The following is a 19,193-nucleotide window of genomic DNA, read 5'->3' on the forward strand; positions in this document are numbered from 1 at the left end:
CGGGTTCGGCCCGCGCAGACCGCGCGGATACGCTGCCACGGACCACCTTCGCCGACAGTGAGGACGGATCGCCCCGTGGACCTCTTCGAGTACCAGGCCCGTGACATGTTCGAGAAGCACGGCGTCCCCGTGCTCGCGGGGGCCGTCGCGACGACCCCGCAGGAGGCCCGGGCCGCGGCCGAGCGGATCGGTGCCGCGAGCGGCGGCGTCACCGTCGTCAAGGCCCAGGTCAAGACCGGGGGGCGCGGCAAGGCCGGCGGGGTCAAGGTGGCCCGCAGCCCCGAGGAGGCCGAGGAGCACGCGCGCGCCATCCTCGGCATGGACATCAAGGGGCACACCGTGCAGCGGGTCATGGTCGCCCAGGGCGCCCGGATCGCCGAGGAGTACTACTTCTCCGTCCTGCTCGACCGGGCCAACCGCAGCTACCTCGCGATGTGCTCCAAGGAGGGCGGGGTCGAGATCGAGCAGCTCGCCGTCGAGCGGCCCGAGGCGCTCGCCCGGGTGGCCGTCGACCCGAACGCCGGCATCGACGCCGCCACGGCGCGCGAGATCGCCGAGGCGGCCGGCTTCGACGCCGACACCGTCGCCGCGCTCGAGCCGGTGCTCGTCTCCCTGTGGGAGGTCTACCGCGACGAGGACGCCACGCTCGTCGAGGTCAACCCGCTGGTGAAGACCGAGGAGGGCGCGATCATCGCCCTCGACGGCAAGGTGACCCTCGACGCCAACGCCGACTTCCGCCACCCGGAGCACGCCGAGCTCGAGGACACCGCGGCCACCGACCCGCTCGAGGCGGCGGCCAAGGAGAAGAACCTCAACTACGTCAAGCTCGACGGCTCGGTCGGCATCATCGGCAACGGCGCGGGCCTGGTCATGAGCACCCTCGACGTCGTCGCCTACGCCGGGGAGGAGTTCGGCGGCCAGAAGCCGGCGAACTTCCTCGACATCGGCGGCGGCGCGAGCGCCGAGGTGATGGCCAACGGGCTGCACATCATCCTGTCCGACGAGCAGGTCAAGGCGGTGTTCGTCAACGTGTTCGGCGGCATCACGGCGTGCGACGCCGTCGCCAACGGCATCGTCGGCGCGCTCGACGCCCTCGGCGACGAGGAGGACCGCGCGCTCGTCGTCCGGCTCGACGGCAACAACGTCGAGGAGGGCCGGCGGATCCTCGCCGAGCGCAACCACCCGCGCGTCATCATCGAGGACACGATGGACGGCGCCGCGCGCCGGGCCGCCGAGCTGGCCTCCCAGAACTGACCGAGCGAGCGAGAAGAGAGAACAGACACCCATGGCCATCTTCCTCACCGCCGACTCCAAGGTCATCGTCCAGGGCATGACCGGCTCCGAGGGCATGAAGCACACCCAGCGGATGCTGCGCTCCGGCACCGCGATCGTCGGCGGCGTCAACCCGCGCAAGGCCGGCACCGACGTCGAGTTCGAGGGCGGCGTCACCGTCCCCGTGTTCGGCACCGTCGCCGAGGCGATGGCGGCCACCGGGGCCGACGTCAGCGTCGTCTTCGTGCCCGCCGCGTTCACCAAGGCCGCCGCCGTCGAGGCGATCGACGCGGGCATCCCCCTGCTCGTCGTCATCACCGAGGGCGTCGCGGTCAAGGACACCGCCGAGTTCTACAGCTACGCCGCGGCCAGGGGCACCACCCGGATCGTCGGCCCGAACTGCCCGGGCCTGATCAGCCCCGGCGCCTCGAACGCCGGCATCATCCCGGCCGACATCTCCGGGGGAGGGCGCATCGGGCTGGTCTCCAAGTCGGGCACCCTGACCTACCAGATGATGTACGAGCTGCGGGACTTCGGCTTCTCCTCCGCCGTGGGCATCGGCGGCGACCCCGTCATCGGCACGACGCACATCGACTGCCTCGAGGCCTTCCAGAACGACCCCGAGACCGACGCCATCGTCATGATCGGCGAGATCGGCGGTGACGCCGAGGAGCGGGCGGCCGCCTACATCCAGGAGCACGTGACCAAGCCGGTCGTCGGCTACGTCGCCGGCTTCACCGCCCCCGAGGGCAAGACGATGGGCCACGCGGGCGCCATCGTCTCCGGCTCCTCCGGGACCGCCCAGGCCAAGAAGGAGGCCCTCGAGGCCGCCGGCGTCAAGGTGGGCAAGACCCCGTCCGAGACCGCGCAGCTCATGCGCGAGATCATGCAGGCCCTCTCCGCCTGACCCGCCCACTCGGCGGGGGATGCGGCGCGGCACCCGCGGCCGGGGCGGCCGGTGGCGCAGACTGACCACGATGACCGTCGTCGACCGCCTCCGCTCCGCGCTCCCGGGTGCCACGACCGCGGACGAGGGTGGGCCGTCCTTCTGGGCGCCCGGCTGGCGGCGCTCGGCCCTCCTCGGCGTGGCGACCGGTACGGTCTCGCTGCTCCTCGTGCTGGTGCCCGTCCTCCTGGCCTGGAACGGCGACTCCCGCACGAGCGCCGGCCTCGGCGGCGCCCTCGACGTCGGGTCGTCGCTGTGGCTGCTCGCCGGCGGCGCCCGGCTCGGCAGCGGCGCCGCGACCATCGCGCTCACCCCGCTGCTCGCGACCGGGGTGCTCGTCCTGCTCGCCCGGGTCGGGGCGCGCGAGGGCATGGTGCGGGTGAGCACCGACGGCCCGTACTGGGCCGGTCTGGTCCCGCGCCCGCTCGCCACGGCCGCCGCCTCCTGGTGGGCCGGCTACGCCGCGGTCGTCGCCGTGGCCTGGCTGCTGGCGCGCGACGGGGTGCTGCCGCCGCACCCGGCCACCCTCCTTCTCCCCGGCCTCGTCGTGCCCGTCGCGGGCCTCGTGCTGGCCCTGCGGCCGGTTGCCCGCGAGGACCCCGACGTCCTCGGCCCGCGGGCCCGGCTGCCGCTGCCGGACCTCGTGCGCCGCGCCGTCGGCCCGGGGCTCGCGGGGGCGGGCCTGCTCGTGCTCCTCGGCGCGCTCGTCGTCGCCGGCGCCGTCGTCCTGCAGTGGCCACGGGTCTCCGCCGTCCAGGCCGAGCTCGGCGCCGAGGGGGCCGGAGCGGCCGTGCTCTTCGGCGGGCAGGCCGCGGGGTTGGCCAACCTCGGCCTGTGGGTCGTCTCGTTCGTCGCCGGGCCGGGGTTCTCCGTGGTCCAGGGCGCCAGCGTGACGTGGGACGGCGTCGAGAGCGGGCTGCTGCCGATGCTGCCCGTGCTCGCCGCCCTGCCGCAGCCGGGTCGCTTCCCCGGCCTCGTCGCGCTCGCCTGCGTCCTGGTCGTCGTGGCCTGTGGTGCCTGGGTCGGCCACCGGGCGGTGCGCCGCCTGGCCCGGCTGGCGCGGCTGCGCTCCAAGCTCGCCGTCGCGCTCTCGGCATGCGCCACCGCGGCCCTCGCACTCGGGGCGCTCGACGTCCTCGGCGGTGGCTCCCTCGGCCAGTTCCGGCTCTCCTCGGTCGGCGCCCCCGCGGGGCGCCTCGTGCTCGCGGTGTTCGCCGAGCTCGCCCTCGGCGCGGTCTGCTACGTCCTGCGCGACGCGTGGAGGCTGCGCCGGTGAGCGGAGGTCCGCTGCGGCTCGCGGTGCTCGTCTCCGGTTCGGGCACCAACCTGCAGGCGCTGCTCGACGCGCCGGCCGCCCCCTTCGAGGTCGTCGTCGTCGGGGCGGACCGCGAGGACACCGGCGGTGTGGAGCGGGCCCGCGCGCGGGGCATCCCGACGTTCGTCTGCCGAGTCGCCGACCACCCCGACCGGGCCGGCTGGGACGCCGCCCTCGCGCGGTCCCTGGCCACGCACGACGTCGACCTCGTCGTCTCCGCCGGCTTCATGAAGGTCCTCGGGCCGCAGGTGCTCGCCGCCCACCGGGTCGTCAACACCCACCCGGCGCTGCTCCCGAGCTTCCCCGGCGCACACGGGGTGCGGGACGCGCTGGCCCACGGGGTGCGGGTCACCGGCTGCACGTGCCACTGGGTCGACGCCGGTGTGGACACCGGGCCGGTCATCGACCAGCGCGCCGTGCGGGTCGAGGACGGCGACACCGTCGAGACGCTGCACGAGCGGATCAAGGTGCAGGAGCGCGCGATGCTCGTCGAGGTGCTCACCCGGCTCGCGAGCGACCGTTCCTGGCGCTGAGCCCCCGGCGGCGCGCGTCGCCGGGCGACCGCGGGTCGCTAGACTCGGGCACGACGACTGGCGAGGGTGGGTCACCACCGGGAAGTCTGCAGTCGGGGCATCGCCCGCCTGGGTGCCCCGGGACCCACCGTCGTCACCCCGAGGAGCACCCCGTGCCCGTCACCGCCCCCGGCCCCTCCGAAGACGTCCGCCCCGTCCGGCGGGCCCTCGTCTCCGTCTACGACAAGACCGGTCTCGAGGACCTCGTCCGTGGCCTGCACGAGGCGGGCGTCGAGCTCGTCTCGACCGGCGGCAGCGCCGCGCTCATCGCCTCCCTCGACCTCCCGGTCACCCGCGTCGAGGACCTCACCGGCTTCCCGGAGTGCCTCGAGGGGCGGGTGAAGACCCTCCATCCCCGGGTGCACGCGGGGCTGCTCGCCGACACCCGCAAGCCCGAGCACCTCGCGCAGCTCGAGGAGCTCGGGGTCGCCCCGTTCGAGCTCGTGGTCGTCAACCTCTACCCGTTCGCCGAGACCGTCGCCTCCGGCGCGAGCCCCGACGAGTGCGTCGAGCAGATCGACATCGGCGGGCCCTCGATGCTGCGGGCGGCCGCGAAGAACCACCCGAGCGTCGCCGTCGTCACCGACCCCGCCACCTACCCGCAGACCCTCGAGGCCGTGCGCGCCGGCGGCTTCACCCTCGAGCAGCGCACGCTCCTCGCGGCGGAGGCGTTCGTGCACACGGCGACCTACGACGTCGCCGTCGCGTCGTGGATCACGACCGTCCACGCCGACACCAGCGACGGCACCGGCTTCCCGGCGTGGGCCGGCGCGACGTGGCAGCGCGCGGCGGTGCTGCGCTACGGGGAGAACCCGCACCAGCGGGCCGCGCTCTACACCGCCGGGTCGGCCGGGCAGCCGGGGCTGGCGCAGGCCCGCCAGCTGCACGGCAAGGAGATGTCCTACAACAACTACGTCGACGCCGACGCCGCGATGCGCGCCGCCCACGACCACGGCGACCAGCCGACGGTCGCGGTGGTCAAGCACGCCAACCCGTGCGGGATCGCCGTCGGGGCCGACATCGCCGAGGCCCACCGCAAGGCGCACGCCTGCGACCCGGTCTCGGCCTTCGGCGGCATCGTCGCGGCCAACCGCCCGGTGACCGCGCAGATGGCCGAGACCGTCGCGGAGATCTTCACCGAGGTCGTCCTCGCCCCGGCGTTCGAGCCGGAGGCGCTGGAGATCCTCACCCGCAAGAAGAACGTCCGGCTCCTGGAGTGCGCGGCACCCGTGCGCGGCGGCCTGGAGACCCGCCCGGTCACCGGCGGGATGCTCCTGCAGGAGCGCGACCTGGTCGACGCGGTCGTCCGGGACGAGGACGGTGCGGTGACCGGCGGCGACGACGCGGCCCACTGGCGCCTCGTCTCGGGCGAGGCCGCCGACGACGCGACCCTCGCCGACCTCCAGTTCGCCTGGCGTGCGGTGCGGGCGACGAAGTCCAACGCCATCCTGCTGGCCCACGACGGTGCGTCCGTCGGGATCGGCATGGGGCAGGTCAACCGGGTCGACTCCTGCCACCTCGCGGTCTCGCGCGCGGGGCAGGAGCGGGCCCGGGGAGCCGTCGCCGCCTCGGACGCCTTCTTCCCGTTCGCCGACGGCCTCCAGGTCCTCCTCGACGCCGGGGTACGTGCGGTCGTCGCCCCCGGGGGCTCGATGCGCGACGCCGAGGTGGTCGAGGCGGCCACCGCCGCGGGCGTGACGATGTACTTCACCGGGACCCGGCACTTCTTCCACTGAGAGCGCGGGCTCCCGGCGCCCGCCTGCGCCGACGCCGGGCCGGTCGGAAGCGCCCGCTCAGGGGCGGTAGCCGGTGGGGTCCGGGCCGAGGTCGACGACCGCGGCGACCGGGCCGCCCCCGTCGGGCCCCTGGTGGGCGGCCGAGACCGAGACGAACACCGCCGGGTCGCCGGTGACCGCCGCGGTCACCCCGCCGACGGCGGCCTTGATCTGCCGGTGCCAGTGCACGTCGGAGTCGTCGAGCATTGCGTTGCGCCGGCCGTGCACCCTGCCGTCCTGGCTGGCCTCGCACTTGAGGAAGACGTTGACGAGCCGGCCGTCGAGGTCGCTGGGGTGTGGCCGCTGCGGCAGCTCGAGGCCGGCGTCGCGGATCGCGGCCCAGATGCCGTCCTGGTCGAGGGCGTCGGCCATGACCGCGTGGCCGATCCGGTAGCGCCCGCCGACCCCACGGGCGTTGCCCACGACGACCACCTGCGCCCGGTCGAGCTCGACGCCCGAGGAGCACGAGGCGACCGAGGAGTACAGCGACCTGTCGCGCAGGACGTCCTCGTCCCGTGGCAGGTCGATCTCGCCGAGGGCGTAGGCGACGCCGAGCGCCGTGCCGCCGTTCGAGACGTCCATCGAGGTCAGGGTGTCCTCGGTGAAGACGTCGTGGCCGCGGCTCTTGGCGTCGCGGATGGTGTCGATCGTGAGCAGCGGCGTCTTGGTCTGCACGTAGTGGACGTCGGCCGCGTCGGTGATGCCCGCGCGCCCCATCGCGACGCGGACGGCCTCGGCGACCTTGGTCACCATCGCCTGGCGCCCGATGTCCTCGGGCAGCAGCTGCTCGCTCATGGCGAACCCGACGGTGAGCCGCGGCTCGTCGCTCGGCTCGACGCGCTCGGGCGGGACGGTCGCGAAGACGGTCGCATGCGGGCTGATCACCCCGTCGGTGCCACCGGACCAGACGATGGGGATCTCCCGGACGCGCTGCGGGTCGGCGCCCTTGGCGACGAGCAGCTCGCGGAAGGCACGGTCGGCGATGATGCGGGTGTAGTCGTTGACCCCGCCGTTGCCCTCGGTCTTGCCGATGACGGCGACCACCCGGTCGGCCTCGACGACACCGTCGTCGATGAGCCGGCCGAGCTCGGAGGCGTCGGACACGGAGTGCAGGGGGACCTTGCGGACCTCGATGGCGTCGGGCACGGGTGTTCCTCTCAGTCGGGTTCGACGACGGTGCCGTAGCCGCCCTCGACGGCCTCGGCGATGTGGGTGAGCGAGGTGACGACGCCGCAGGAGCCCCCGGCACCGACGAACCGGGTGACGGCCTCGACCTTGGGCGCCATCGAGCCGGCGGCGAACTCCCCGGCGGCCGCCAGGGCGCGCAGCTCGGCGAGGGTGACGTGCCGCAGGTCGCGCCGGGCCGGGGTGCCCCAGCCGGTCGCCACGTGGTCGACGTCGGTGGCGACGACGAGGACGTCGACCCCAAGGGCCCTCGCGAGCAGCGCGGCGGTGAGGTCCTTGTCGACCACCGCCTCCACGCCGCCCAGCCGGCCGTCGGGGGAGCGGGCCACGGGAACGCCGCCTCCGCCGGCGGTGACGACGACGAAGCCGGCCTCGAGCAGCGTGCGGGCAGGCGCCAGGTCGAGGACCTCGACCGGCTCCGGGCTCGCGACGACCCGGCGCCACCCCCGCTCGCCGCGTTCCTGCCACACCTGGCCGTGCTCGGCCATCCGCTGCGCGGTCGCGGCGTCGACGTACCGGCCGACCGGCTTGCTCGGGGTGGCGAAGGCCGGGTCGCCCCGGTCGACGAGCGTGCGGGTCACGAGCGCCGCGAGCGGGCGGGGCGCCCCGACGGCGGTGAGGGCGCCGTCGAGGGCGTCGAGCAGGGCGACCCCGAGGGTCCCCTGGGTCTGGGCGCCGCACCAGTCGAGGGGGACCGGGGGGACGACGTGCGCGGCGAGCTCGTTCTTCACGAGGAGGTTGCCCACCTGGGGCCCGTTGCCGTGGGTGAGGACCAGGTCGTGACCGGCGGCGACGAGCCGGGCCGCCTCCCGCGCGGCGGCGGTGACCGCGGCGATCTGGGCCGCCGGGGTGGCACTGCCGTCCGGCCCGGTCATCGCGTTGCCCCCGAGGGCCAGCAGCACCCGCATCGTCACCTCGCTCCGCCGTCGCCCGGCGCACCCGGTGCCCGGACCTCGACCCTAGGGACGTGGCGCGCGCTCCCGCGTCGTCAGGTTCTGCCCAACCGGACGGGCCCCGTTGGCGGGCGCCCCGCTGCGGCCCCGGCGCCGGCCGGGACCTAGCCTGGGCCCTGCCGCTCCCGCGGCGCGACCCCGACCTCGAGGAGCACCCGTGAGCGCTTCCCCCGCCGTCCGAGCCGACCGCACGTGGCTCGTCGCCCTCGCCGCCTCCCTGTGGGGGCTGTCCTCGCTGTGGCGGGACCCGCTGGCGCAGCGCTACCCCTCGCTCGCCGTCGTCTTCTGGGAGCACCTCGTCCTCGTCGCGCTCACCCTCCCGTGGCTCGTGCCGGCCCTGGGCCGGGTGGCCCGGGCCTCGGTGCGCACCCGGGTGAGCGTGCTCGTCATCGGGGCGGGCTCCTCGGCCCTGGCGACGACGCTGTTCACGGCCGCGTTCCGCTACGGGGACCCGATCACCCCGCAGGTGCTCCAGAAGCTCCAGCCGGTCATCGCGGTCGCCCTCGCCGCCGCGCTGCTCGGGGAGCGGCTGCGGCGCAGCTACCTGTGGTTCGCCGTGCCGGCGCTCGTCGGTGCCTGGCTGCTCGCCTTCCCCGACCCGCTCGGGGTGAGCGTGGCCACCGCGCAGGCCGCGCTGCTCGCCGTCGGCGCGGCGGCCCTGTGGGCGGCGGGCACGGTGTTCGGCCGGGCGGCGAGCGCCGAGCTGCGCTTCGCCGACCTCACGGCGCTGCGCTTCGGGGTGGGCCTGGTGACCCTGACGGTCATCGCCGGCGTGACCTCGACGCCCCTGGGCCTCGGGCGGGACGCGGCCCTGGACATCCTCCTGCTCGCGCTCGTGCCCGGCCTGCTCGCCCTCGTCCTCTACTACCGGGCCCTCGGGCGTACCCCGGCCTCCCGGGCGACGCTCGCCGAGCTGGCCTTCCCGCTCTCGGCGGCGGTCGTCGGAGTCGTGGCGCTCGGGGCACGGCCCACGGGCAGCCAGTGGCTCGGCCTCGTCGTCGTGCTCGCGGCCGTCGTCGGGCTCGCGCTCCACGAGCAGCGCAGCCGGCGGCCGGCGGTCGTGGCGCCCGTGCGGGCCGAGGAGGCACTCGCCGGGGCGCGCTGACCGGGGCGCGGCCCGGCCTCCGGGCCGTCCGGGCGGTTCAGGCGCCGCCGTCGGCCTGCTGGGCGATGCCTCCGGTCTCGTCCGCGTCGGCCCGGTCCAGCCAGGCCCGCACCGCGGCGCCGTGCTCGTCGAGGCCCGGCGGGGGCAGGTGGGTGGGTCGCCCCCCGGCATAGGGGAGGTCGTCGAACCGCAGCGCCGGACCGGGCAGCTCGATGCGCCCGAGGACGGGGTGCTCGACGTCGACGACGAGCCCCTGGGAGCGCGTCTGCTCCCAGTCGTAGACCTCACCGATGTCGCGGACGCGGCCGGCCGGGATGCCGAGCTCGACGAGGCGGGCGAGCAGGTCGGGCGCCGACCACCCCGAGAACGCGGCGTCGACGACCGCCAGGAGATGGTCGTGGTGGGTGACCCGCGCCGCGTTCGTCGCGAGCAGCGGGTCCTCGGGGTCGATGTCGAAGGCCTCGGCGAAGCGCACCCACAGGCCCTGGGAGCCGACGGCGAGCTGGACCGGCTCGTCGGCGGTGTGGAAGAGCCCGTACGGGGCGAGTGCGGGGTGGTGGTTGCCGCGGGCGCGGCCGACCTGCCCGGCCACGGTGTACGCCGTGCCCTGGAAGGCGTGCACCCCGACGACGGAGGCGAGCAGCGAGGTGCGCACGACCCGGCCGCGCCCGGTGAGCTCGCGCTCGTGGAGCGCGGCGGTGACCCCGAGGGCCCCGTGCAGGCCGGCGAGCAGGTCGCCGATCGGCACCCCTACCCGCTGGGGGTCCTCCGGGCCGGAGCCGGTGACCGACATCAGGCCGGCCTCGCCCTGGGCGATCTGGTCGTAGCCGGCGCGCCCGCCCTCGGGGCCGTCGTGGCCGAAACCGCTGATCGAGAGGACGACGAGGCGGGGGTTGAGGGTGTGCAGGTGCTCGACGTCGAAGCCCAGACGGTCGAGGACGCCCGGGCGGAAGTTCTCGACGAGGACGTCGGCGTGCCGGACGAGCCGGGCCAGGGTGGCGGCGCCGTCCTCGCTCTTGAGGTCGAGGACGATCGACTCCTTGTTGCGGTTGCACGCGAGGAAGTAGGTCGAGACCGGGTCCTCCTCCGGGCCGACGAACGGGGGGCCCCAGTGGCGGGTGTCGTCGCCGGTCCCCGACTCCACCTTGACCACCCGGGCGCCGAGGTCGCCGAGGAGCATCGCGGCGTGCGGGCCGGCGAGGGCGCGCGAGAGGTCGACGACGGTGATGCCGTCTAGCGGTCCGGGCACGGGCGCTCCTCGAGGCGTGCGGGTCGGGTGGCGCCAACCTAGCGGCCCGGCTCGGCCGGGCCATCGGCGTGCCCGGCCGGTCCCGGGCCCGCGGGGATGTCACCTTCTGCCAGCCGGCACGGGGGTTGAGCAGTTGCTCAACTTGAGCATATGCTCAAACCATGACCGAGCCCTCCGGTGTCCCGCCCGTCGACCCTGCCGACCCCTCGATGCCGCCGGACCCCCCGGCACGCCGCCGCTCCCGCACGGTGCTGCTCGTCCTTCTCGTCGCGCTCGCCGGGCTGGCCGGGGTCGCAGGCGCGGCGGCCACCGACCGCCTCGACACCGCCGTGCTGTTCGTCGGCATCCCCTGCCTGCTCGCGCTCGGCATCGGTGTGGTCCCGGGGAGCGGCGGCTGGGGTGGCGTCGTCCAGACCGTCACCGTCGTGCTGCTGCTCACCTCGGCGCTGCTCGGCGAGGCGGCTGTCTGCGTCCTGCTTGCGGCACCGCTCGTGTACGGGGTCGCGGGGCTCGTCTACGCCGCCGTGGGCCACGCCCGCCGGGTCACCGGGTCCTTGGCCCTCGTGCCGGTCCTCGCCATCGTCCTCGTCGAGGGCGTCCTGCCGGGGACCCGGATCCATCCCGAGCAGACCGCCACGGCCTCGCGGGTCGTCTCCTCGACGTGTGCCGGGTTCGAGGCGGCGCTGGCGCGCGGCCCGCGGATCGACCCCGCGGCCGACCGCGGCGTCCTGCTGCGGGTCTTCCCCTACCCGACGCCGACGGCGGCGCAGGGCAACGGCCTGCGCGTGGGTGACCGGTGGCGGCTCACCACCGCCGGCGGCGAGCTGACCACCCGGGTCACCGACCGTGCGGACCGGTCGGTCGGCTTCGCCGTCGAGACCGACTCGAGCAGGCTGGGGCGTTGGGTCACGGTCCGGGAGGGTCGGCTGTCCTGGCGTCCGGACGAGGACGGGTGCCGGGCGACGATGACCGTCGGGTACGAGCGTCACCTCGACCCGGCGCTGTACTTCGGCCCGCTGACCGACGTCTTCATGGACGCTGGGGTGGCCGCCTTCCTCGCCGGGGTGGACTGAGGTGTCCGTCGCGCTGCTGCGCAACCTCACCCTCGTGGTGCCGCTGCTCGCGGTGGTCGGGGCCGGCGCCGCCCGCGCGCGGGTCGGCGGGCTGCGACCGCGGGTGCCCGCTGCGGCGCTCGCCACCGGGCTCGCGTGGGTGGGGCTGGTCGCCGTCGAGGCCGGTGGCGGCTGGTGGCTCTTCCCCGAGGGGCCGACGACCGTGCTCGGCGTGCCCGTCGAGACCAGTCTCGGCTGGGCGCTTACCTGGGGCGCCCTCCCAGTCCTCGCCGGCGGGCACGTGGGGCTGTGGTGGTGCGGGTTCCTCTGGGCCGACGTCCTCGTCGTCCCGCGGCTCGACCCGCTCGTCCACCTCGGCCCGCGGTGGCTGGTGGGCGAGCTCGTGCTTCTCCTCCTCGTCGCGGCGCCTGCTCTCGCGCTCGGCAGCCTCACGGTGACCCGCCGCGCGCTGCCCGCCCGGGTGGCCCTCCAGGGGGTCACCTTCGTCGGGCTGCTCGGCTGGGCCGCACCGACGTTGGCGCTCGACCGCAACGGTCTGGGGTGGCCCGACGTGCTCGACCACGGCCTGGCCGTGCGCGTCCTGCTGCTCGCCGCAGCCGTCGTCCTCGCCGTGCCGCCCCTGGCCGCGGTGGCAGAGCTGTGGCGTGTCGGGCGGGGGACACCGTTCCCCTGGGACCCGCCGGACCGGCTCGTCGTCAGCGGGCCGTACGCCTACCTGCACAACCCCATGCAGGCCGGCGCGGTCGGCCTCCTCGTCCTGCTCGCCGCCGCCGCCGGGTCGGTGACCCTGCTGCTCGGCGTGGTCTTCGCGGGGCTGTTCTCGGTCGCCGTCGCCGAGCCGCACGAGCGTGGGTCGCTCACCGCGCGCTGGCCGGGGTACCGGGGGTACCGGACCCGGGTGCGCGGGTGGTGCCCGCACTGGCGCCCCGCCGTGGCCCCCCCGGCGACCCTGTGGGTCTCGCGCACCTGCGGGCTCTGCGCCAGCACGGGCACGGCGGTCCTGCTCGCGAGGCCGTCGGGGGTGGTGGTACGAGCCGCCGAGGACGCCCCGGTGCGGCTCACCCGGATGCGGTGGCAGGGGGTGGGCACCTGCGAGCGCGGGGTGGCGGCGCTCGCCCGCTCGCTCGAGCGGGTCTCGCTGCCGTGGGCCTGGGTCGGCTGGGCGCTGCGGCTCCCGGGCGTGGACCTCCTCGTCCAGGTTGCCGCCGACGCATGCGGCCTCGGCCCGCGGGAGCTGCCGGACCGGGCGGGTACCGTGACGCCGTGAGCCGGGCGACGCGCGAGAACCTCATGGACGCGGCGGTGCGGCTCACGGCGTCGGCGGGGGCGCGCGGGCTCACCGCGCGGGCCATCGGCGCCGAGGCCGGGGTGAACCAGGCGCTGATCTTCTACCACTTCGACGGGGTCGAGGGGCTGCTGCGGGCCGCCTACGAGCGCGCGACCCGGGCGATGGTCGAGGACTACGCGGCGGCCCTGGAGAAGGCGTCGAGCTTCGCCGACCTCTACGCGGTCGGCGAGCAGCTCGGTGCGCGTTCGCGGGCCGACGGCAGTGCCGCCCTGCTCACCCACGTCATGGCCGCCAGCCACCACGACGCCCTGCTGGCCTCAGCCGTGGCCGATGCCCTCGGCGTGTGGCGCCGGGTCGTCGCCGACGCGGTCGACCGGGTCGTGGCGGCGCACGGGCTCGAGGGGACCCTCGAGGTCGACGCGCTGGCCCGGGCGCTCGCGGCGTCTACCATCGGGATGGTCACCGTCGACGCGCTTCCCGGGGCGCCCCTCGGCGAGACGATGCGCGGGCTCGACCCGCTGCCCCGCGTCGCCGACGCGCTCGCCTCGCGCTTCCCGCGGGCCCTGGCCCGGCGCATCGCGCGGGTCGCCGGCCGGGGTCAGAGCCAGTCGACCTCGGCCGCGGTGGCGCCGCCGGACAGGCGCGCGTAGCCCGGTCCCCGGTCGAAGAACGGCCGGTCGCCGCGGTCGGCACGCAGCCGCTCGCGCAGGGCGTCCGAGGCCGGCCGGTCGAGCACCGGGTCCTCCCGCGTCCCGCTCGCGACGACGCCGTAGTCGGCCCGCGCCCCCTCGAACGAGACCTTGCCCCAGCGCAGGTCGCGCTCGACCTCCGCGTACGGTCGCTCGAGCGGGTCCCCCCAGCCTCCGCCGCCCGTCGTGCGGATGCGGATGACCTCCCCCGCGCGCACCGGCTCGGCGTCCGCGAGGGCGTCGACGACCCGCTCGTGCGGGCCACCGAGGTCGACAGTCACCTCGAACGGCCTCCCTGCCCGGCCGCCCTTGACCCCCCAGCACGCGAGGATCGAGCGGTCGGCGATCGACATGAAGTGAGCGTCCCGCAGCATCCGGATGTGCTTCTCGTACCCCAGGCCGCCGCGGTGGCGGCCCGGCCCCCCGGAGTCGACGGCGAGCCCGAGGCGCTCGACCCGGAACGGGAAACGGCTCTCGGTGAACTCCGTCGGCAGGTTCCGGGAGTCGGGCACGACGTGGATGGTGTCCTCACCGTCGGCGTAGTAGCGCCCGCCCGACCCGCCGCCGAGGACCTCGCGCATGAGGTAGGGAGCGCCGGAGTCGTCGATGCCGTGGACGCCGGTGTAGCGGATCGTCTCCTGGTCCGCGGGCATCCGGCCGTCGACCGCCTTGGCCACCGCGCCGGCGAGCACCCCGAGCAGCCGGAGGATGACGAAGGTGCGGGCGTTCGTCGGCGCGGGGTGCACCGGGGTCAGCAGGGTGCCCGGGGGCGGGAAGCGCATCTCGATGAGGGGGACGACGCCCTCGTTGACGTCGAGCTGGGCCATCCGTTCGGGGGAGTCGGCGAGGTTGCGCAGGATGGGGGCGAGCCACTTGACGAGGAAGTTGCCGCCGACGTAGTCGCCGCAGTGGTTGATCGGTCCCTTGGCCTGGGGCGCGGTCCCGGTGAAGTCGATGACGAGCCGGGGGCCGCCGTCGCCGGGCCCGGGGCCGCCGGTGCTCGTCTTGGTCAGCGTGATCCGTTGGGTGTGCAGGCGTGGCTCGTCGACCCCGTCGTGCTCGGCGTAGTCCTCCCAGACGTAGGTGCCGTCGGGGATGCGCCCGAGGACCTCGCGCCGGTAGGTCTCGGTCGTGGCGTCGAGGATGGCGTCGAAGGCGGCCTCGACGGTGTCGCGCCCGTAGCGCCCGAAGAGCTCGGCGAGGCGGCGCGCACCCATGAGGCACGCGGAGCACTCGGCGTCGAGGTCGGCGGCGAGACTGTCGGGCATCCGGCTGTTGCGGGTCATGATGCGCAGCGCCGCTCGGTTGGGAACGCCCCCGTCCCACAGCTTGATCGGCGGAACGGCGAGCCCCTCCTCGTAGACGCTGCGGGCGGCGCTCGGCATCGACCCCGGGACGGCGCCCCCGATGTCGTCGTGGTGCCCGAAGGCCTGGACGAAGGCGACGACCTCGCCCTCGTGGAAGACCGGGACGGTGACGCACAGGTCCGGCAGGTGCCCGATGCCGCCCTCGGAGGCGTAGACGTCGTTGTGGAAGAAGACGTCGCCCTCGCGCATCTCCTCGCGCGGGAAGTCGCGGACCACCGGGTGCACGAGGGCGGAGTAGGAGCGGCCGGTGAGCTTGCGCAGCTGACGGTCGTGGATGCCGGCGCGGAAGTCGTGGGCGTCGCGGATCATCGGACTGCGGCTCGTGCGCGCGATGGCGGTCTCGACCTCCGCCTCCACGCTCGCGAGGGTGCCCTGGACGATCTCGACGAGCACAGGGTCGACGGTGCCGCCCTCGGGCGTCAGCCGGCCGCCGTGCTCATAGCTCGTCGGCAGGCCGGCCGGGTTGGCCGGCGGGCTCGCGAGGTAGCCCTCGAGGTCGGTGAACGGGTCGGGCGCGGTGGTCATCGAGCCTCCAGCGGTGGGGTCAGCACGAGGTTGCCCCAGGGGTCGACGCGCATCTCGACGCCCGGATGGACCGGGACGGTCGAGCCGAACTCCTCGACGACGGCCGGCCCGACGAGGCGGTCGCCGGCGCGCAGCTCCGGCCGCCACAGGACGGGGGTGTCGACGTAGCCGACGTCCGGGTCGAAGCACACCGGCCGGACCGAGCGCTGCCCCGGCAGCGCGCCGCCCCCCCGTCCTCCATTCGACCAATAGGTCGATTCGGGTACGTCGGGGGAGGTGTCGTGTTCCTGAGGTGACCAATAGGTCGATTCGGGTACGCGTCCCCGTGCTTCAGGTGACCTATTGGTCGATTCGGGTACGTGGGGGGAGGTGTCGTGTTCCTGAGGTGACCTATTGGTCGATTCGGTTACGCGTCCCCGTGCTTCAGGTGACCTATTGGTCGATTCGGGGACGGAGGGGGGAGGGGTGGCGCGCTCGGGGAGGCGCTGGAGCTCGGGGCGGATGATCGGGCCGACGCCGGTGACCCTCAGGTTGACCCACTCCACGTGCTGGCTCGGGTCGCCCCGGAAGTCGTACCCGTACAGCTGGCGGTGCTCGTCGTGGAACCGGCCGGCGACCCGCTGCGCCCAGCCCGCGTCGACCGGGCCCGGGTCGGCGGGGACCCGCACCTCGTAGGCCTGGCCGACGTAGCGCAGGTCGGCGCTGCGGACGAACTCGTGCTGCTCCGGGGCGAACCCCTCGGCGAGGAGCGCTCCGGCCGCCCGGGCGGTCAACCCCTCGAGGACCGCGGACACCGCCTCGAGGTCGAGCCGGTCGTGGCGGGCGACGTGCGTCTGGACGTCGTCGATGCGCACGTCGACGGTGAGCAGCCCGAAGGCGCTGAGGTTGCCGGGGTTGACCGGGACGACGGCGCCGGCGAGACCGAGGACGTCGACGAGCCGGCAGGCGAGCAGCGAGCCGGACCCGCCGAAGGTCGTCAGGACGAACTCGCGTACGTCGAGGCCGCGCTTGACCGACACCTGCCGCAGGGCGTTGGCCTGGTTCCACGCGGAGATCTCCAGGATGCCGCTCGCGCAGTGCTCGACGTCGAGCCCGAGCCTCCGGCCGAGCGCGGCCACCCCGGCGCGGGCCGCCTCGACGTCGAGCGCGATCTCGCCGCCGAGCAGGTGGGCGGGGATGCGGCCGAGGACGACGTGCGCGTCGGTCACCGTCGGCTCGGTGCCGCCGCGGCCGTAGCACAGCGGCCCCGGGTCGGCCCCGGCGGAGCGCGGCCCCACCTTGAGGGTCCCCTCGGGTGAGACCCAGGCGACCGAGCCGCCACCCGCGCCGACGGTGACGACGTCGATCATCGGGATCTTGCTCGGGTAGGCGCCGACCGACCCCTCGGTCGTCAGCGTCGGGCGGCCGTCGAGGACGACCGAGACGTCGGTCGAGGTGCCGCCACCGTCGCAGGTGAGCACCTTGGCGAACCCCGAGCGCTCCGCGACGAGCGCCGCGCCGAGCGCCCCGGCCGCCGGGCCGGAGAGCACCGTGGTCACCGGCTGGTGGACCACCTCGGCGGCCGAGAGCACGCCCCCGTTGGACTTCATGACCGAGAACGGCACCGGCCGGCCGGCGAACCGCTCGAGCCGCTCGCGGATGTTCGTCACGTACCGCGCGACGTCGGGCTTGACGGCGGCGTCGACGAGCGTCGTCATCGCCCGCTCGTACTCGCGGTACTCGCGCAGCACCTCGCTGCTCAGCGAGACGACGGCATCCGGATGCTCGCGCCGCAGCACCTCGAGCATGGCGCGCTCGTGCTCGTCGTTGGCGTAGGAGTGCAGGAAGCAGACGCCCACGGTCGTGATGCCCCGGTCCCGGAAGAAGCGGGCCGCCGCGACGGCGTCCTCCTCGCAGAACGGACGCACCTGCGCACCGGAGGCGTCGAGCCGGCCGTGGACGGTGCGGACGGCGTCCGCGGGGACGATGCGCGGAGGCTTGACCCAGAAGTAGGAGTTGCCGTAGCCGTCGGGCACCGCCTGGCGGGCGATCTCGAGCATGAACTCGTAGCCCTCGGTCGTGACGAACCCGAGCCGCTCGACCTTCCCCTCGAGCAGCTTGTTCGTCGCGACCGTGGTCCCGTGCGCGACCGCCGCGAGGTCCGCGCCCGAGGCACCCATCGCCTCGAGGACCTTCTCGAGCCCGGTGACGAAGCCGTCGGCGGGGTTGGCCGGGGTACTCGGCGTCTTCGTCGTCACGACCTCCCCGGAAGCCTCGTCGACGGCGACGACGTCCGTGAAGGTGCCGCCGGTGTCGATCCCGACCCGGATCCGCCGCTGCGCTCGCGCCATGCGCACGATCCAACCGGCCCTCCCCGGTGGCCCGCGCCGGCAGATGCTGCCGACGGGTGGGTCGGCCGACGGCCATCCTCGCCAGTGGCGCCGACCACTGTCCGCTGCCCCATGGCCCGCTGCTGGTGTCCGCCGACCCGTGCCCCGCGGCCCGCCACCGGCGCGACCGTGGCGCGGGCGCTCAGCCGGCGGCGACGACGTCGAGGTCGACCGGCCCGTCGATGCCCTCCACCCGAGCGCGGCTGCTCACCTGCCACCACGCCCAGCCGTCCTCGCTGGGGCGCAGGAGGATCCGCCGGACCCACCGCTCGCGGTCGGCCAGCTCGTCCGGGAGCGGGTAGCGCTCGGCGTAGGAGTCGATGACGTAGAGGCGCACCTGCTGGCCGGTCTCGTCCTCGACGGCCGTCACGAGGTCGAGCAGCCGGGTGGCCACGACCTCGGTCGAGGGGCGCGCCGAGCAGTTGCCGCTCAGCTCCAGGTCGACGACGGGCGGGAGGGCGGTGTCGTCGGCGTCGACGCCGCGCAGCTGGGTCAGCAGGTTCTCGGCCTGCGCGGTGCCCTCCTTGCACAGGGTGAAGAAGTGGTACGCGCCGACGTCGAGGCCGGCCGCCTGCGCGCCGGCCCAGTTCTGCGCGAACCGGTCGTCGACGAAGGTGGCTCCCTCGCTCGCCTTGAGGTAGGTGGCCTCGATGCCGTCGCCGGCCACCGCGGACCAGTCGACCTCGCCCTGGTGGGCCGAGACGTCGATGCCGTAGCGCTCGCCGTCGTGCAGCGCGGGCCGGTGGTGCGGCAGCACCCAGGTCAGGGCCACCCACCCGGCGGCTCCCAGGAGAGCGGCCACGGCGGCCGCCGCCACCGTCCAGCGCAGGAGTCGTCGCACGCGAGCAGGGTAGACGCCCCCGGGCGCCGCTCGGTCAGGCCGAGGGCGCCGGCGGCGGGGTGCCCGGGCCCACGCGCAGGCCGGCGACGAGCAGGTCGACGAGGCGCAGGGTCTCCGCCCGCCCGATCCGGGCCGCGCCGATGCACAGGTTGCCGACGCCGAACATCAGGTGCTGGGGGTCGACGTCCGAGCCCACCTCCCCGGCGGCGCGGGCGGCGCGCAGCAGGTCACCGCAGACGGGGACGAGCCGGTCGAGGAACCATTCGTGGAGGGAGGCGAAGGCCGGGTCGTCCGAGCGCAGGGCCTCGGCGAGACCGTGCTTGGTCACGAGGAAGTCGACGAACAGGTGGATCCACGCGGTGAGAGCGGCGTGCGGGCTGGGGCTCTCGGCGAGCAGCCGGGGGCCGGCCGCGGCGCAGGACTCCACCTGGTGGCGGTACACGGCGACGACGAGGTCGGCTCGGGTGGGGAAGTGCCGGTAGATGGTCCCGACGCCCACGCCCGCGCGCCGGGCGATGTCGCGAACCGGGGCGTCGACCCCTGCCTCGACGAAGGCGGCGGCGGCGGCCTCGAGCAGGGCCTGCTCGTTGCGCCGGGCGTCGGCGCGCTTGCGCGGCGGCGCGCTCGGCTCCTGCGTAGGCATGTGGTCACCTCCGTTGACAACCGGAA

Annotated in this window: 16 protein-coding genes and 1 riboswitch; of the genes, 9 read left to right on the plus strand and 7 right to left on the minus strand. The window is 75.1% G+C overall.

Annotated elements, in window-relative coordinates; all coding sequences use genetic code 11:
* Positions 1-75: 75 nt before the first annotated feature.
* The 5 genes from sucC (at position 76) to purH (ending at position 5,841) form a co-directional block, all read left to right on the plus strand.
* A complete protein-coding gene (sucC, locus tag G8D98_RS12005; protein ID WP_166103547.1) occupies positions 76-1,254 on the plus strand; it encodes an ADP-forming succinate--CoA ligase subunit beta in 1,179 nt (392 codons plus the stop codon).
* A 31-nt stretch (positions 1,255-1,285) separates the two neighbouring features.
* The gene (sucD, locus tag G8D98_RS12010; RefSeq protein WP_166103550.1) at positions 1,286-2,179 is read left to right on the plus strand and encodes a succinate--CoA ligase subunit alpha; all 894 of its coding nucleotides are present in this window, start codon (positions 1,286-1,288) and stop codon (positions 2,177-2,179) included.
* A gap of 70 nt (positions 2,180-2,249) precedes the next feature.
* Positions 2,250-3,494 carry a cell division protein PerM gene (locus tag G8D98_RS15525; protein WP_223179082.1) on the plus strand — a complete coding sequence of 415 codons (1,245 nt, stop codon included), beginning with the start codon at positions 2,250-2,252 and terminating at the stop codon, positions 3,492-3,494.
* Complete coding sequence (gene purN, locus G8D98_RS12015; protein WP_229661774.1) at positions 3,491-4,066, plus strand: phosphoribosylglycinamide formyltransferase; 576 nt, start codon at positions 3,491-3,493, stop codon at positions 4,064-4,066. Before G8D98_RS15525 ends, purN begins: the two co-directional genes overlap by 4 nt.
* A 46-nt stretch (positions 4,067-4,112) precedes the next feature.
* A riboswitch (ZMP/ZTP riboswitch) is annotated at positions 4,113-4,187 on the plus strand.
* Positions 4,188-4,218: 31 nt separating this feature from the next.
* The gene (gene purH / locus G8D98_RS12020; protein ID WP_166103555.1) at positions 4,219-5,841 is read left to right on the plus strand and encodes a bifunctional phosphoribosylaminoimidazolecarboxamide formyltransferase/IMP cyclohydrolase; all 1,623 of its coding nucleotides are present in this window, start codon (positions 4,219-4,221) and stop codon (positions 5,839-5,841) included.
* Positions 5,842-5,898: 57 nt separating this feature from the next.
* Here the strand turns inward: purH and bar are convergent, their stop codons facing one another.
* Entirely contained in the window at positions 5,899-7,026 is a 1,128-nt protein-coding gene (gene bar / locus G8D98_RS12025; RefSeq protein WP_166103558.1) for a barbiturase, read from the minus strand.
* 11 nt (positions 7,027-7,037) lie between these two features.
* Entirely contained in the window at positions 7,038-7,973 is a 936-nt protein-coding gene (locus G8D98_RS12030; RefSeq protein ID WP_166103560.1) for a carbamate kinase, read from the minus strand.
* 202 nt (positions 7,974-8,175) lie between these two features.
* Here G8D98_RS12030 and G8D98_RS12035 point away from each other — a divergent pair, with 202 nt between their 5' ends.
* Positions 8,176-9,123, plus strand: a complete 948-nt coding sequence (locus tag G8D98_RS12035) for a DMT family transporter (protein WP_166103564.1) — start codon at positions 8,176-8,178, stop codon at positions 9,121-9,123.
* A 37-nt stretch (positions 9,124-9,160) separates the two neighbouring features.
* On the opposite strand, the gene G8D98_RS12040 is transcribed toward G8D98_RS12035, so the two are convergent.
* A complete protein-coding gene (locus G8D98_RS12040) occupies positions 9,161-10,372 on the minus strand; it encodes a CaiB/BaiF CoA transferase family protein (protein WP_166103567.1) in 1,212 nt (403 codons plus the stop codon).
* A 161-nt stretch (positions 10,373-10,533) separates the two neighbouring features.
* On the opposite strand from G8D98_RS12040, the gene G8D98_RS12045 reads away from it, so the two are divergent.
* The 3 genes from G8D98_RS12045 to G8D98_RS12055 are packed head-to-tail and all read left to right on the plus strand — an operon-like array spanning position 10,534 to position 13,383.
* Positions 10,534-11,445: a hypothetical protein gene (locus G8D98_RS12045; protein WP_166103570.1), complete on the plus strand. Its 912-nt coding sequence runs from the start codon at positions 10,534-10,536 to the stop codon at positions 11,443-11,445.
* A 1-nt stretch (position 11,446) separates the two neighbouring features.
* A complete protein-coding gene (locus G8D98_RS12050; protein ID WP_166103573.1) occupies positions 11,447-12,712 on the plus strand; it encodes a methyltransferase in 1,266 nt (421 codons plus the stop codon).
* Positions 12,709-13,383: a TetR/AcrR family transcriptional regulator gene (locus G8D98_RS12055; RefSeq protein WP_166103576.1), complete on the plus strand. Its 675-nt coding sequence runs from the start codon at positions 12,709-12,711 to the stop codon at positions 13,381-13,383. The genes G8D98_RS12050 and G8D98_RS12055 overlap by 4 nt, the downstream gene beginning before the upstream one ends.
* On the opposite strand, the gene G8D98_RS12060 is transcribed toward G8D98_RS12055, so the two are convergent.
* The 4 genes from G8D98_RS12060 to G8D98_RS12075 form a co-directional block, all read right to left on the minus strand.
* Positions 13,332-15,314, minus strand: a complete 1,983-nt coding sequence (locus G8D98_RS12060; protein ID WP_166103579.1) for a hydantoinase B/oxoprolinase family protein — start codon at positions 15,312-15,314, stop codon at positions 13,332-13,334. The genes G8D98_RS12055 and G8D98_RS12060 overlap by 52 nt on opposite strands.
* Positions 15,311-17,644, minus strand: coding sequence for a hydantoinase/oxoprolinase family protein (locus tag G8D98_RS12065; RefSeq protein ID WP_229661773.1), 2,334 nt, complete (start codon positions 17,642-17,644; stop codon positions 15,311-15,313). The genes G8D98_RS12060 and G8D98_RS12065 overlap by 4 nt, the downstream gene beginning before the upstream one ends.
* 181 nt (positions 17,645-17,825) lie before the next feature.
* Complete coding sequence (locus G8D98_RS12070) at positions 17,826-18,524, minus strand: GH25 family lysozyme (protein WP_166103582.1); 699 nt, start codon at positions 18,522-18,524, stop codon at positions 17,826-17,828.
* A 34-nt stretch (positions 18,525-18,558) separates the two neighbouring features.
* Positions 18,559-19,167, minus strand: coding sequence for a TetR/AcrR family transcriptional regulator (locus tag G8D98_RS12075; protein WP_166103585.1), 609 nt, complete (start codon positions 19,165-19,167; stop codon positions 18,559-18,561).
* Positions 19,168-19,193: the final 26 nt, after the last annotated feature.

The sequence above is a fragment of the Phycicoccus endophyticus genome (assembly GCF_011326735.1).
Classification (GTDB): Bacteria; Actinomycetota; Actinomycetes; order Actinomycetales; family Dermatophilaceae; genus Phycicoccus; species Phycicoccus endophyticus.